Annotated in this window: 16 protein-coding genes; 11 read left to right on the top strand and 5 right to left on the bottom strand. The window is 56.2% G+C overall.

The window, feature by feature from the left end; genetic code table 11:
* Positions 1-5: 5 nt before the first annotated feature.
* The 3 genes from L9059_RS07765 (at position 6) to L9059_RS07755 (ending at position 2,577) form a co-directional block, all read left to right on the top strand.
* On the top strand, positions 6-1,406 hold the full coding sequence (locus L9059_RS07765) for an aminoacyl-tRNA deacylase and HDOD domain-containing protein (RefSeq protein WP_247289785.1): 1,401 nt from the start codon (positions 6-8) through the stop codon (positions 1,404-1,406).
* Positions 1,407-1,561: 155 nt separating this feature from the next.
* Positions 1,562-1,819 (top strand): hypothetical protein, encoded by a 258-nt coding sequence (locus tag L9059_RS07760; RefSeq protein ID WP_247289784.1) that lies wholly within the window; start codon positions 1,562-1,564, stop codon positions 1,817-1,819.
* Complete coding sequence (locus L9059_RS07755; RefSeq protein ID WP_247289783.1) at positions 1,816-2,577, top strand: Fic/DOC family protein; 762 nt, start codon at positions 1,816-1,818, stop codon at positions 2,575-2,577. Before L9059_RS07760 ends, L9059_RS07755 begins: the two co-directional genes overlap by 4 nt.
* A gap of 44 nt (positions 2,578-2,621) precedes the next feature.
* Here the strand turns inward: L9059_RS07755 and L9059_RS07750 are convergent, their stop codons facing one another.
* Entirely contained in the window at positions 2,622-3,005 is a 384-nt protein-coding gene (locus tag L9059_RS07750; RefSeq protein WP_247289782.1) for a helicase, read from the bottom strand.
* A gap of 506 nt (positions 3,006-3,511) precedes the next feature.
* Between L9059_RS07750 and L9059_RS07745 the strand changes: the two genes are divergently transcribed.
* The 5 genes from L9059_RS07745 (at position 3,512) to L9059_RS07725 (ending at position 7,366) form a co-directional block, all read left to right on the top strand.
* Entirely contained in the window at positions 3,512-3,793 is a 282-nt protein-coding gene (locus L9059_RS07745) for a DUF6124 family protein (protein ID WP_247289781.1), read from the top strand.
* A gap of 242 nt (positions 3,794-4,035) precedes the next feature.
* Positions 4,036-5,385 carry a DUF6861 domain-containing protein gene (locus tag L9059_RS07740; protein WP_247289779.1) on the top strand — a complete coding sequence of 450 codons (1,350 nt, stop codon included), beginning with the start codon at positions 4,036-4,038 and terminating at the stop codon, positions 5,383-5,385.
* Positions 5,386-5,401: 16 nt separating this feature from the next.
* Complete coding sequence (locus L9059_RS07735; protein WP_247289777.1) at positions 5,402-6,019, top strand: GAD-like domain-containing protein; 618 nt, start codon at positions 5,402-5,404, stop codon at positions 6,017-6,019.
* Between the two features lie 45 nt (positions 6,020-6,064).
* The gene (locus L9059_RS07730) at positions 6,065-6,682 is read left to right on the top strand and encodes a GAD-like domain-containing protein (RefSeq protein WP_247289775.1); all 618 of its coding nucleotides are present in this window, start codon (positions 6,065-6,067) and stop codon (positions 6,680-6,682) included.
* Between the two features lie 66 nt (positions 6,683-6,748).
* Positions 6,749-7,366: a GAD-like domain-containing protein gene (locus tag L9059_RS07725; protein ID WP_247289773.1), complete on the top strand. Its 618-nt coding sequence runs from the start codon at positions 6,749-6,751 to the stop codon at positions 7,364-7,366.
* Between the two features lie 205 nt (positions 7,367-7,571).
* Here the strand turns inward: L9059_RS07725 and L9059_RS07720 are convergent, their stop codons facing one another.
* From L9059_RS07720 to L9059_RS07710, 3 genes are all read right to left on the bottom strand, one after another.
* Entirely contained in the window at positions 7,572-7,847 is a 276-nt protein-coding gene (locus L9059_RS07720; RefSeq protein WP_003195589.1) for an HU family DNA-binding protein, read from the bottom strand.
* Positions 7,848-8,039: 192 nt separating this feature from the next.
* A complete protein-coding gene (locus L9059_RS07715; protein ID WP_247289771.1) occupies positions 8,040-9,188 on the bottom strand; it encodes an NAD(P)/FAD-dependent oxidoreductase in 1,149 nt (382 codons plus the stop codon).
* Positions 9,189-9,207: 19 nt separating this feature from the next.
* On the bottom strand, positions 9,208-9,375 hold the full coding sequence (locus L9059_RS07710) for a rubredoxin (RefSeq protein WP_007954349.1): 168 nt from the start codon (positions 9,373-9,375) through the stop codon (positions 9,208-9,210).
* A 200-nt stretch (positions 9,376-9,575) separates the two neighbouring features.
* Here L9059_RS07710 and L9059_RS07705 point away from each other — a divergent pair, with 200 nt between their 5' ends.
* Positions 9,576-10,139, top strand: a complete 564-nt coding sequence (locus L9059_RS07705; RefSeq protein WP_247289769.1) for a chorismate--pyruvate lyase family protein — start codon at positions 9,576-9,578, stop codon at positions 10,137-10,139.
* On the top strand, positions 10,139-11,029 hold the full coding sequence (ubiA, locus tag L9059_RS07700) for a 4-hydroxybenzoate octaprenyltransferase (RefSeq protein ID WP_247289767.1): 891 nt from the start codon (positions 10,139-10,141) through the stop codon (positions 11,027-11,029). The genes L9059_RS07705 and ubiA overlap by 1 nt, the downstream gene beginning before the upstream one ends.
* Before the next feature lie 139 nt (positions 11,030-11,168).
* Here the strand turns inward: ubiA and L9059_RS07695 are convergent, their stop codons facing one another.
* Positions 11,169-11,555 (bottom strand): COG4315 family predicted lipoprotein, encoded by a 387-nt coding sequence (locus tag L9059_RS07695; RefSeq protein ID WP_247289765.1) that lies wholly within the window; start codon positions 11,553-11,555, stop codon positions 11,169-11,171.
* 152 nt (positions 11,556-11,707) lie between these two features.
* Here L9059_RS07695 and phoB point away from each other — a divergent pair, with 152 nt between their 5' ends.
* Complete coding sequence (gene phoB, locus L9059_RS07690) at positions 11,708-12,397, top strand: phosphate regulon transcriptional regulator PhoB (RefSeq protein ID WP_008150066.1); 690 nt, start codon at positions 11,708-11,710, stop codon at positions 12,395-12,397.
* Positions 12,398-12,458: the final 61 nt, after the last annotated feature.

Below are 12,458 nucleotides of genomic sequence, written 5' to 3'. Positions count from 1 at the left end.
AAACCATGACCGACGCTGCCCTCGCTCCCGAAACCCCGCACGCTCCGTCTGCAGTTCGGCTGCTGCTGGGCAAGCTGGACATTGCCTTTGATGAAGTCCTCGACCACCACGGCTTGAATGCTGCGCGCAAAGTGCAGGCAGTGCTGCTGGACGACGCCGTTGGCTCGCTCATGGTGCTGTTCCCGCAAAGCCAGCTGCTGGACCTCAATCGCCTCGCTGAGCTTACCGGCCGCCGCCTCGCCGCGGTTTCGCCTGATCGCCTGGAGCGCATGCTCGGCAAACACAACCTGAGCCTGTTGCCGGGCCTGCCTGCGCTGACCACTGCACCGTGCCTTTACGAAGACAGCCTGCTGCGCGAACCCAAGTTGCTGATCAACTCGGGCGTACCAGGCGTGCTACTGGAAATCGCCTGCGACGATTTCAAGATCTTGCTGAGCAAGGCCAGCGCCGCTCGCTTCGGTGAAGCGCTGACCAGCATCCGCCCGAACCTCGACCGTCCGGACGACGACCGCGAGGAAATCACCCAGGCCGTCCAGGCCTTCACAGCTAGACGCATCCAGCAACGACTGGAAGCCACCATCGAGATCCCGCCACTGGCCTCGACTGCACAAAAAATCATCAAATTGCGGGTCGACCCCAACGCCACCATCGATGACATCACCAGTGTCGTAGAGACCGACCCGGCCCTGGCCGCCCAAGTCGTCAGCTGGGCAGCGTCACCGTACTACGCCTCGCCGGGCAAAATTCGCTCAGTGGAAGACGCAATCGTGCGGGTGCTGGGGTTCGACCTGGTGATCAACCTCGCGCTTGGCCTGGCCCTGGGTAAAACCTTGAGCCTGCCCAAAGACCACCCGCAACACACAACACCCTATTGGCAACAATCTATCTACACCGCTGCCGTCATCGAAGGCCTGACCCGCGCCATGCCCCGCGCCCAGCGCCCGGAAGCCGGCCTGACCTATCTGGCCGGCCTGCTACACAACTTCGGCTATCTGCTGCTGGCGCACGTATTCCCGCCGCACTTCTCGCTGATCTGCCGCCACCTGGAAGTCAACCCGCACCTGTGCCACAGCTACATCGAGCAACACCTGCTGGGCATCAGCCGCGAGCAGATCGGCGCCTGGCTGATGCGCTACTGGGACATGCCCGACGAACTCGCCACCGCCCTGCGCTTCCAGCATGACCCAAGCTACGACGGCGTCTACGCCGAGTACCCGAACTTGGTGTGCCTGGCCGTGCGCCTGCTGCGCAGCCGCGGCATTGGCTCAGGCCCGGTCGAAGACATACCGGACGCCCTGCTGGAGCGCCTGGGTTTGAGCCGCGAGAAGGCCAATGACGTGACCAGCAAAGTGCTGGATGCGGAAGTGTTGTTGCGCGAATTGGCTTCGCAATTCGGTCAGCCCTGAAAGCGATCGCGAGCAAGCTTTGCTCCCACAGGGGATGATTTCAATCCTGTGGGGATTGACCGCGATGAAGCCAATCCACTCTTCTACTCAACGAGCCAGCAAAGACAGGGCGCATGCGCGCTGCTACGATTTGACTGTTAAGAGAGGGCTTTCCGATGACCCAAACAGCCGCTGTCAGTGTCGCAAGTCAGGTGCGCAAGCTTGCGAAGGACCACGATGTCACTGCTGCCCCTGACAACATGAGCCGTATGGCCGCGAACATCACCCGTTTGGCTGGCGATGTCGTCAGGCTCGATAGCGTCGAGCAGTTGCTCGTCAATCTCAAGAAAAAAGGCATCCTAAGCAAGTCTGAGATCTTGGCCCTTCAAGGACGCTACCTTCAGGAAAGGCGCTCAAAGAAACGCAGCGCATGACATTTGATCCATTCGGCGACTTCGAAACTGCAGGATATCTGCAAAATTCGCTGCAATTGAAAGACCCCACTGAAGTAAAAGAATCAGAGCATCTTTCGTTCGAATCGAGTATCGAGGATGCCTTGGTCTATTTGGCTGAAAAGCAGCCAATCGACTACAAGGCCGTCCTCAAAGTCCATGAAATCCTATTCTCCGGCTTTTACCACTGGGCGGGGAAAGATCGAAATGAGCTTGTACCTCATCTGGCAGTGTTCAAGGGCTCTCGCGACGATCCCCGAACCACTGTTTTCGAGCACCCGAACTCCATCAAGATGTCGGTCGACTACGCGCTTAAGTTGGCGGCAGACAAAGCATATTTTCGAGACCGTCCTGGGCGAGTGATGGGCCAGCTAGCTTTTGCACACCCTTTCCTGGACGGCAACAGACGCACGATCCTCATAGTCTTCATGGAGCTCTGCTACAGGGCCAAATTCGCCCTCGACTGGTCAAAGACTAATAAAGACGACTACCTTCGGGCACTCAGTGATGAAATCAGGGAGCCTCGCGGAGCATATCTTGATAATTACCTGAAACCGTTCGTAGTCGAAATATCCAGCCGTAACGAGTGGCCAGCAACCATCGGCGGCATCAAAGGGCTGGATGGTCTGGACAAGGAAGGCATCACGTATGAGAGCCTTGACGACCCAGAAGTCCAGCAGATCTATAATACATACAGGGGGCAGTATCCAGACCCGCCGACTCCTGAGTCAGGTGACTGAAGAGGCTAACGTGCTCGCGATCTCTGCAAACCGCCTAGAAAAACTCAAGACTTAGGCTTCGCTTTCTTCGGTTTCAAATACTTGGTCAACCCCTGGAACCAGATCACCAGCGCCGGGTTGCCCTTGATCTGGATCGACTTGTCCTGAATCCCCGTCATGAACGCCAACTGCTTGTTCTTTGCCTGCATCGTGGCGAAGCCGTACGCGGGGTCTTTAAACGCAATCGCGAATGCCGGCTCGGCGTAAACACCGGACTTGCTGGTAATCCGCTGATCCTTCACCCGAAAGTGCCGTGCCACTTTGCCGTCCAGAGTCTGTAGCTGAAAGACCAGATCCTTGTCACCCAATTGCTGTTGAAACGCAGGATTTTTCCTACTGGCCTTAGCCATCAATAAACCCAGCATCCACAGCAGAAAACGAAATTTCATGCGCACAGCCTCAAGAGAAAAATGAACGGCCGGCGCAGTGTAGCGACTCCGCACAGGAACGCCACCATCACGTAGCGTTAGCGGAAGATGCCATTGTTTTTGACGCCAATGACTACCAAGTCACCAACGACAATCTGAAGTCAGATACCCCTGTAGGAGCTGCCGAAGGCTGCGATCTTTTGATCTTAATCCCCTCAACCCTTTCGGAAATTTCCTGCAATACGCAGTGCCGTCCTTGAACTACCCACTTATTGCATTCGTCGATAACCTTTGGCCGTCACCTAAAAACCGGTGACACGGACGTGCAAGTCCGGTGGAGCGCACAATCGGTTATGGCAATTCATCGAGCATTTTCCTATGCTCGCGGATCGTTATGGCTGCTGTGTATGGGAGAACTTCGGGTCTGCCGGTTTAACTCCACCGGTCTTGCACACCTATACGCAGCCGCCACCTTTTTCGAAGTGCAAGCGAACTGGTGCAGGCTCCTTCATTACGGAGTTAGAACCATGATCAAACCAATACCAAATCCCCCCAGATCCACAATCCGCAACGGCCAACTCTTCACCGTATCCCCCGACATCCACACAGAATCCCTCTTGGCCAACGCCTTCGAAGACCTGCTATCCATCAGCGCCATCGCCGCAGACCTCGCCGATCACGTAGAAGGCCGAAGTCGCTCAGTCTCGCTGGCAATCAGCAGAATGGCCGACGGCGTGCATCTTCTGGTAGAGCGAGCGCTGGATCACATCGACTTACCAACTCCACCCCAGCAACCAGCCACTACATAAAATAGATCGGGCCATAGTAGGAGCCAAGTTGCTTCTACTATTCCAGGTAAAACATCAGCTCGTATCACGGAAGTTATAGTCAGTATTCCCGCACCATGACAAATAACAAATAAAGGAAACTTCCTACTTTACAAAGCGAAACGTCCTACATATCCCCTTTCAATAACTTGCTAGCGTACTTCGGCATTGGACACCGCAAGTAACAGGTCCACCAGCAAGCGAATTGTCAGGGAGACTCTCGAATGTTCTTATGGAACATCGTGCCCACGTGGCACGAGATAGAAGAGCGTATATCGCACCAGATGGGCTACCAAGGGGGAGCCAGCTACCGCACGCACTTCAACCAACAAGTGCCATCCCTCGCGCTCAACATCCGCCGTATCAACAGCGTCCGGACAGCGTTCATCCATGCCGAGTGGGAGGCCGGCCACTTATTGAGGCAACGCTTCTCCGACCTCGACATCTCTAGCATCCTCAATGAGCTGATCGACACTGTCAGCCAAATGGCAATGATCGTTGCCGGCAGCGTACTGACCGGAGGAACAATCGGAGCGGCCGCCGGCGCGTTTCTTGGAGGGGCTGGCGCCATCCCCATGGGAGCCGCTGGCGCCGCGATGGGTCTGCAGGTCAGTACATGGATACTGGGAATCCTCGGCCTGACGTCCATCGCCGAATTTTTCGTCGAAGGCTTGCCACGCATTGGCGAGTACTACCTGACCGGCATCGACATCGCCTGGGAAGGCCCGCGCGGCGAAGATGGCCTAAGCCCGTTCAGCCATGACGACCCGTCCGCCCAAGGCAGAGCCTCGCATCACATCGCTCAAGGGCATGTGGAGGTAGTTGTCCTGCTGCTGGGAGCCATCGTCGCTCACATCACCCGTGGCAGAGGAAACGCCAGCGTCCTCGCTCAGGAAATGCGAGCAAGTCCCAAGGGTGCGAGGCTGGGCGCGTGGATGCTGAAGCATGAGGATGCTCTGAAAAACCGAGCCGACCTGCAAACCTCAGGACCAAGTAAAGGAGCGCTAGGCCACCAAGAGCCCTCGCCACCAGGAAACCGCCCTTCAGGCAAAGAAAAAGATGGCGCACGTGACAAACCGAACGCCATGCCGCTTCATAAAGTCGAGTGTTTCAAGGCAGACAAAATGCCAGCGTCTAAAATCGGAGAGTTCAAGCGACAATTGCAGGGACAGGAAGATGGCCTCAATCTGCTCACGGTTGGGGAATACTTGGAAAATATTGCCAATCCTGTCAAACGAAGTCCTGCGGCTGCAGTTGATGCTCGCAAATTTTTAAAAGCGACTTTGGAAAACCGATTTAGCCAAGAATTTTCACGGACCATGGATATACTCGATGCTGATGCGGCCGCGATAAAAAAAGCGAAGGAAATCATGGCAAGTCTCGCAGGGCTGCATAATCCAGATTTGATCGCTGGCGGCAGAGATGCCATCGCTGATTTTGGTGACAGACAGGTTAACTCAAGTATCGGACCACAATGGAAAAACAAGATAGCCAATTTGAAAGTCGCTGCTGAGAACGTTCCAAAATCAGAACGGGACTCGACCTTCCTCAATGTAAAACTTCATAAATGCTGAGTTAAAGGAAAATTTAATGGACAGAGTTTTTGCCAGATTTATAGAAAAAGTCGGTGAGCCATTCGCCCGCATGGAAGTTCCGCCCTCAAGTATTGAGCGATATAAAGGAAAGTTACCAAGCCAATTATTGGACTACTGGTCTGAGCACGGCTGGAGCGGATATGGCGACGGGGTATTTTGGACAGTTAATCCTCAGGAATATGAGGGAGTAGTAGCATCTTGGCTTGAAGAAACAAACTTGCAACCCGCTGACACTTATCACTTAATTGGCCGTGGTGCTTTTGGCAATTTGTACTTATGGGGGGAAAGAACGGGAGCATCCTTGTATATTACAAGTCAACTTTCCCGATATGCTGTACACGAGTCAATATACACTGGCGATCAGATGAACAAGGGATTTCAATCCTTTCTACTGTCAATCGACGCAGATTTAAACGACTACGGCGACCTATTCAAACCCGCCAAGAAAAAACTCGGCACCCTGTGCCACGACGAAATGTACGGCTTCGTCCCCGCACTAATGCTCGGTGGCCCGGACACCCTCAATCACTTGGAGAAAGTAAAAGCGGTAGAACATCTGACGATATTATCGCAAATCGCCGAGCTTCAGCCTTACAGTTTCTCGGACGACTGAGGTCGTCCAACCGGTTTATCCAATACTGAATCATGTAACAATCGCATGGACAAAGTATTCGCTAGATTCATAGAAAAATTTGGCGGACCTATTGGTCGGGAGGAAGTGCCCCCATCAAGTATCGACCGCTACAGAGGTAAGCTGCCCGATCAGCTTTTGGAGTATTGGGATGAACACGGCTGGAGCGGTTACGGAGACGGCATTTTTTGGATAGTGAATCCTCAGGAGTACGAGGGTGTTGTAGCCTCTTGGCTTGAATGCACAGAATTTGAAACGCTCGACAGTTATCACTTGATTGCACGCAGCGCCTTTGGCGACTTATACCTATGGGGCGAACAGTCTGGAGCGTCTCTCAAAATCACCAGCATTCTATCCCGCTATACAACGCATAAATCCATCTTTATTGGTGAACAGATGGACAAGGGATTGCGAAATTTTATGTTGACGCGGGAAATTAGTACAAACAACTACGGTGACATGTTCAAACCCGCAAAGAAAAAACTCGGCACCCTACGCCACGACGAAATGTACGGCTTCGTCCCAGCACTAATATTCGGTGGCCCCGACACTTTAGATCATCTGGATAAAGTAAAAGCTGTAGAGCATCTGACAATATTATCGCAAATCGCTGAACTTCGGCCCTACAATTTTCCCGACCTCTAAGGAAACGACAAAATGCCTAATGCCGTTTCACAAATGCTCAAAACCTAGCCGATAAGGAAACATCGCATGGATGAAGTTTTTGCTGAATTTTCAAAAACATTTGGCGCCCCGATCGACCGAAGGGAAGTACCTCTTTCCAGTATCGAGCGCTACAAAGGAAAGGTGCCGAATTTGTTGCTGCAATACTGGGCTGAACACGGCTGGTGCGGATACGGCGAGGGGATCTTCTGGATTGTTAATCCGCAAGAGTACGAAGGGGTGGTAGCGTCTTGGTTGGAGGGGACGGAATTTGAGGAACGTGACACCTACCACCTGATTGCTCGAAGTGCCTTCGGCGACTTGTACTTATGGGGAGAAAAAACAGGTTTCTCACTTAAAATTGACACCTGCATTGCTCGTTGTGTTGTCGAAGACTATGCGATCACGGCGGACGACATGGACCAGGAACTAAAAAATTTCCTTTTATCGGCAGAAATTGAGTACAACGATTTTGACGATCTGTTTCAACCTGCCAAGAAGAAGCTCGGTGTTCTCCGCCACGACGAGATGTACGGCTTTGTCCCCGCACTGATGCTCGGCGGCCCGGAAACCCTCGATCATCTGGAAAAATTAGACGCAGTGGTGCACCTTACAATTCTGTCCCAAATCGCCGAACTTCAACCCTACAGTTTTCCCGACCTCTGAGACCGCTGCGGTTCTCGCTACTCCGCCAATTCAAATCGGCGGTTCGCGTTTCGGCCAAATCGCTTGCCCAAGCAGCACTGAAGACATTTCGAGCGGGACGTCCCTACAACTCATGCGCGACAAGAAAAACCCGAATGGGCACCCAACCAGGTTGGCGTACCCATTCTTTATTCCGCACCCCCGCTATGCGGGATCAGGAAGCGGATTACGGATTAACACTGTCCTTCAACGACTTGCCCGGCTTGAACGCAACAGTGTTACTGGCCTTGATTTTGACGGGCTCACCGGTTTGCGGGTTTTTGCCGGTGCGGGCGCCGCGGTGGCGTTGCAGGAAGGTGCCGAAGCCCACCAGCGTGACGCTGTCCTTGCGGTGCAGGGCCCCGGTGATTTCTTCGAGAACGGCGTTGAGGACGCGGTTGGCCTGCTCTTTGGTGAGATCTGCTTTTTCAGCGATTGCGGCGGCGAGGTCTGGTTTACGCATTAGTGAAGCCCCTTTGACGGTTTTTTGTTGTTATGTCCGTGCTGTTCTCGTTGGAACAGCGCCAAAAGCGCCGCAGGTGCTCTACTCTGCGGCAGACGGGAGTGAGAATGGCACGCAGCGGGGTGCCGCGCCAGTCTCGGCGCGACGTTTGTGGGGGCAAAAGCGGGGTGATTCCGACAGAACGACCAGTATTTACGCCAGCAGTGCGGGAAGCTCTTTGTTCAGTGCCAGTTTTTCCATGACTGCCGCACCGGTGAGGGCGTAACCGAGCAGTTTGCCGCTGGCATCGCGGCACAGTGCCTTGATGTCTGCGCCCTGCCCTTCCACGGTCCAGACGCCTTCCACACCACGCGGTGGCGGGGAAACGACCAGTGGGCAGACGGGTGTTTTGACGGTGATCGGCATCGCGCCGTAGTTCACCGTTGTCGGGTTGCCGGCGAGGGTCTGCGCCAGCGCCCTCGCACAGTTCATGAGGGGCATTACATACAGCAGATTCAGCCCATCGACCTCGGCACAGTCGCCCAGGGCGTAGATATTGGCGTGCGAGGTCTGCAGATGACGGTTGACCACGACGCCCCGATTGACCTGCACGCCGGCAGCGGCGGCCAGGTCGATGCGCGGGCGCAAGCCGATGGCCGAGACCACCAGGTCGCAGGGAATCACCTGGCCATCGGACAGGTGCGCTTCCAGCCCATCCGCCACGCGTTGCAAGCGGTTGAGCACAGGACCGAGGTGAAAGCGTGCGCCGAGGCTTTCCAGGCCGGCCTGAACCGCCGCGGCGGCGGCCGGATGCAGCAAGGCAGGCATGACCTGTTCACAGGGGGCGACCAGTTGCACCTCGTAGCCACCGAGCATCAAGTCGTTGGCAAATTCGCAGCCAATCAACCCGGCGCCCAGCAGCAATACCCGGCGCTTACCGGCAGCTGCCGCACGAAAGCGCGCGTATTCTTCCAGGTCGTTGATCGGGAACACACAGTCCGCCGCATCGCCTTCGATGGGCACGCGCACCGTTTCTGCGCCCCAGGCCAGCACCAAATCGCGGTAGATCACCGATTCTTCGCCGATCCACAGGCGCTTATGGCCTGGGTCGATGCCGCTGATGCGCGTATGGGTGCGTACTTCTGCCTTTAACTGCTCGGCCATGGCGCCCGGTTCGGACATGCTCAGGCCATCGGCGTCCTTGTTTTTGCCAAAGCCGGTGGAGAGCATTGGCTTGGAGTAGGAACGTCCGTCATCTGCAGTAATCAGCAGCAGCGGGGTTTCGCCATCGAGTTTGCGAAACTCCCGGGCCAGGTTGTAACCAGCCAGCCCGGTGCCTACGATCACGACAGGTGCGTTCATTCTTTACTCCTTTAATGTCTTAGTTGATTTCGATCATTTCGAAATCCATCTTGCCCACACCGCAGTCCGGGCACAGCCAGTCTTCCGGCACATCCTGCCACAGGGTGCCCGGCGCAATGCCGTCGTCCGGCCAGCCGTCGGCTTCGTTATAGATCAGGCCGCAGACCACACATTGCCACTTTTTCATTCAGGTATTTCCTCAGGTTTCAGGCTTTTGCCGGCACGAACGGTCGATAGTTGCCGCACTGCCATCCGGCTCAGGGCGTTTTGTACTGATCGAGCCCGGCAGATGCAAGCCTGTTCGACTCAGCGGCCTACCCGATCAATCAAAATCGTCGACCGACATGGTAAGCTCGCCACCTCATTTGCTGCCAATAATGACTCACTGTGCCGCACTCTATTACCCCTCTCCCGGCCCCGCTCTGGCTCCCTCAAAGCCAGCTCGCTTCCCTCCCCGATGCATTTTCCCTGGACTGGCTGTTCGACGAAGGCTCCTTGACCCGTCGCCTGACCCGCCTGTCGAATGACGGTTTCAGCGTTACGCCGCTGTTCGAAGGCTGGCAAATGCTGCGCGCCGATGAATGCGCCGCGCTGGACCTGGCCGCAGGCAGCGAAGGCTGGGTGCGCGAGGTGTATTTGCGCGGACACGGCGAGGCCTGGGTGTTTGCCCGCAGCGTGGCGTCGCGCAGTGCGTTGCAGGGCGATGGATTGCACATGGACGAACTGGGCAGCCGCTCCCTGGGTGAGTTGCTGTTTTGTGACCAGGCGTTTGAGCGCCGTGCCATCGAAGTTTGTCACTATCCTGAGCAATGGCTGCCTGTGGATTGCCGGGCAGCACATTTATGGGGCCGACGCTCGCGCTTCGACCGAGAGGCCCTGAGCGTGCTGGTGGCCGAGATTTTCCTGCCGACCCTGTGGACCGCCGCCCGCGCCAATCCGGAGAACTGCTGATGTACCAGAGCCTGCTCAAGTCCCTGAACCGCCTGAATCCGAGGGCCTGGGATTTCATTCAGCTGACCCGCATGGACAAGCCCATTGGCATATATCTGCTGCTGTGGCCGACCCTGTGGGCGTTGTGGATAGCCGGCAAGGGCTCGCCGTCGCTGGCCAACATCGTGATTTTTGTCCTCGGGGTGGTGCTGACGCGGGCGGGTGGTTGCGTGATCAACGACTGGGCGGATCGCAAGGTCGATGGCCACGTCAAACGCACCGCACAACGCCCGTTGGCCGCCGGCAGGATCAGCTCCAAAGAGGCGCTGGTGTTCTTTGCGCTGCTGATGGGCCTGAGTTTTCTACTGGTGCTGTGCACCAATGCACCGACTATCTGGCTATCGTTGGGCGGCTTGGCGCTGGCCTTTACCTATCCGTTCATGAAGCGTTACACCTATTACCCGCAAGTGGTGCTGGGTGCGGCGTTTTCCTGGGGGATGCCGATGGCGTTCACCGCCGAAACCGGCGATTTGCCGGCAGCGGCCTGGCTGCTGTGGATCGCCAATCTGCTGTGGACCGTGGGTTATGACACCTACTACGCCATGACTGATCGTGATGACGACCTGAAGATCGGCGTGAAATCCACTGCTATTCTGTTTGGCGAGGCGGACCGGGCAATCATCCTGACGCTGCAGTGCCTGGCGTTGGGCTGCCTGCTACTGGCCGGGTCGAAATTCGAGTTGGGCGGCTGGTTCCACCTGGGATTGCTGGCGGCGGCGGGCTGTTTTGCCTGGGAGTTCTGGTACACCCGAGATAAGGACCGGATGCGTTGCTTCGAGGCGTTCCTGCACAACCACTGGGCCGGTTTGGCAATTTTTGTGGGGATCGTGCTGGATTACGCGTTGCGCTGATGGCGAGTGATTGTTTGACGCTACTGAGAACTGTGGCGAGAGAGTTTACTCCCGCGGGGCTGCGAAGCAGCCCCCATTTTACGAGCGCTACGCACTCGAGCGCGAGCAAGCTCACTCGCCACAGGATCGCGGCACCAGGTTACATTTTCGGGCCTTGAAGGACGTGCCACTTGTCCATTTTCTTGTCGCCAGTCATGTCTCCTGGCTTCTTGTCTTGCACAAAGTAGTACAGCGGCTTGCCATCGAACGCCCATTGCATCGTGCCATCGTCACGCTGAATGATGGTCCATTTGCCTTCAGCCTTCTCATCGGCAGGGGCTTTCAGCGGCGGCCAGTTTTCTGCGCACTGGCCGGTACAGGCCGATTTGCCGCCCGTGTCGTTATCGAAGGTGTACAACGTCATGCCTTTGTGATCGGTCAACATGCCATCTTTAACCATGCCCGGGCCTGCGGCGAAGGCCATTGTCGGCAGCGTTAGCGCCACAGTAACTATTAGAGCCTTCCAGGATTGCGCGATGTGCTTCATGGAAACCTTCCTTTTGTGGTTGTCAGGATTCGGACCTAGAGCTTAGTTCAGTATCCCCGCAATCGCCGGGCGACTAAAATACTGTCACACGACTGCAATAATTCCGTTATCTAATGCGGCGCAAGACAGTTAAATGACAAGAGGATTTAGGCATGGTTGGCAGGAGCATTCTGATCGTCGACGACGAAGCGCCCATTCGCGAAATGATCGCCGTGGCGTTGGAAATGGCCGGCTACGACTGCCTGGAGGCTGAGAACTCCCAGCAGGCCCATGCCATCATCGTCGACCGTAAGCCGGACCTGATCCTGCTCGACTGGATGCTGCCAGGCACATCCGGCATTGAATTGGCCCGCCGCCTCAAGCGCGACGAGCTGACCGGGGACATCCCGATCATCATGCTTACCGCCAAAGGTGAAGAGGACAACAAGATCCAGGGTCTTGAGGTTGGCGCCGATGACTACATCACTAAACCTTTCTCCCCTCGCGAGCTGGTGGCGCGGCTCAAGGCCGTGCTGCGCCGCGCCGGCCCGACCGATGGCGAGACGCCGATCGAAGTCGGTGGCCTGCTGCTGGACCCGATCAGCCACCGCGTGACCATCGACGGCAAGCCAGCCGAGATGGGGCCCACCGAATATCGCCTGCTGCAATTCTTCATGACCCACCAGGAGCGCGCCTACACCCGCGGCCAGTTGCTGGATCAAGTCTGGGGCGGCAACGTCTATGTCGAAGAGCGCACCGTCGACGTGCACATCCGTCGCCTGCGCAAAGCCCTCGGCGATGCCTACGAAAATCTGGTACAAACCGTGCGTGGCACCGGGTACCGGTTCTCCACCAAGGCATAAAAGCAGCGGCAGGCATTAAGCTACAAGCGGCCAGCAGAAGCACAGCCGATCCCCTACTTGA

The organism is Pseudomonas violetae, from assembly GCF_023072615.1.
Taxonomy (GTDB): Bacteria; Pseudomonadota; Gammaproteobacteria; order Pseudomonadales; family Pseudomonadaceae; genus Aquipseudomonas; species Aquipseudomonas violetae.
Note: the sequence above shows the minus strand (reverse complement) of the source record. Positions and strands in the feature narration are given on the sequence as shown.

Coding starts and splice junctions, on each gene's coding strand:
- ubiA (WP_247289767.1), top strand. CDS start 10,139: ATGTACCAGAGCCTGCTCAAGTCCCTGAACCGCCTGAATCCGAGGGCC.
- L9059_RS07695 (WP_247289765.1), bottom strand. CDS start 11,555: ATGAAGCACATCGCGCAATCCTGGAAGGCTCTAATAGTTACTGTGGCG.
- L9059_RS07735 (WP_247289777.1), top strand. CDS start 5,402: ATGGACAGAGTTTTTGCCAGATTTATAGAAAAAGTCGGTGAGCCATTC.
- L9059_RS07745 (WP_247289781.1), top strand. CDS start 3,512: ATGATCAAACCAATACCAAATCCCCCCAGATCCACAATCCGCAACGGC.
- L9059_RS07720 (WP_003195589.1), bottom strand. CDS start 7,847: ATGCGTAAACCAGACCTCGCCGCCGCAATCGCTGAAAAAGCAGATCTC.
- L9059_RS07740 (WP_247289779.1), top strand. CDS start 4,036: ATGTTCTTATGGAACATCGTGCCCACGTGGCACGAGATAGAAGAGCGT.
- L9059_RS07725 (WP_247289773.1), top strand. CDS start 6,749: ATGGATGAAGTTTTTGCTGAATTTTCAAAAACATTTGGCGCCCCGATC.
- L9059_RS07730 (WP_247289775.1), top strand. CDS start 6,065: ATGGACAAAGTATTCGCTAGATTCATAGAAAAATTTGGCGGACCTATT.
- phoB (WP_008150066.1), top strand. CDS start 11,708: ATGGTTGGCAGGAGCATTCTGATCGTCGACGACGAAGCGCCCATTCGC.
- L9059_RS07760 (WP_247289784.1), top strand. CDS start 1,562: ATGACCCAAACAGCCGCTGTCAGTGTCGCAAGTCAGGTGCGCAAGCTT.
- L9059_RS07765 (WP_247289785.1), top strand. CDS start 6: ATGACCGACGCTGCCCTCGCTCCCGAAACCCCGCACGCTCCGTCTGCA.
- L9059_RS07755 (WP_247289783.1), top strand. CDS start 1,816: ATGACATTTGATCCATTCGGCGACTTCGAAACTGCAGGATATCTGCAA.
- L9059_RS07715 (WP_247289771.1), bottom strand. CDS start 9,188: ATGAACGCACCTGTCGTGATCGTAGGCACCGGGCTGGCTGGTTACAAC.
- L9059_RS07750 (WP_247289782.1), bottom strand. CDS start 3,005: ATGAAATTTCGTTTTCTGCTGTGGATGCTGGGTTTATTGATGGCTAAG.
- L9059_RS07710 (WP_007954349.1), bottom strand. CDS start 9,375: ATGAAAAAGTGGCAATGTGTGGTCTGCGGCCTGATCTATAACGAAGCC.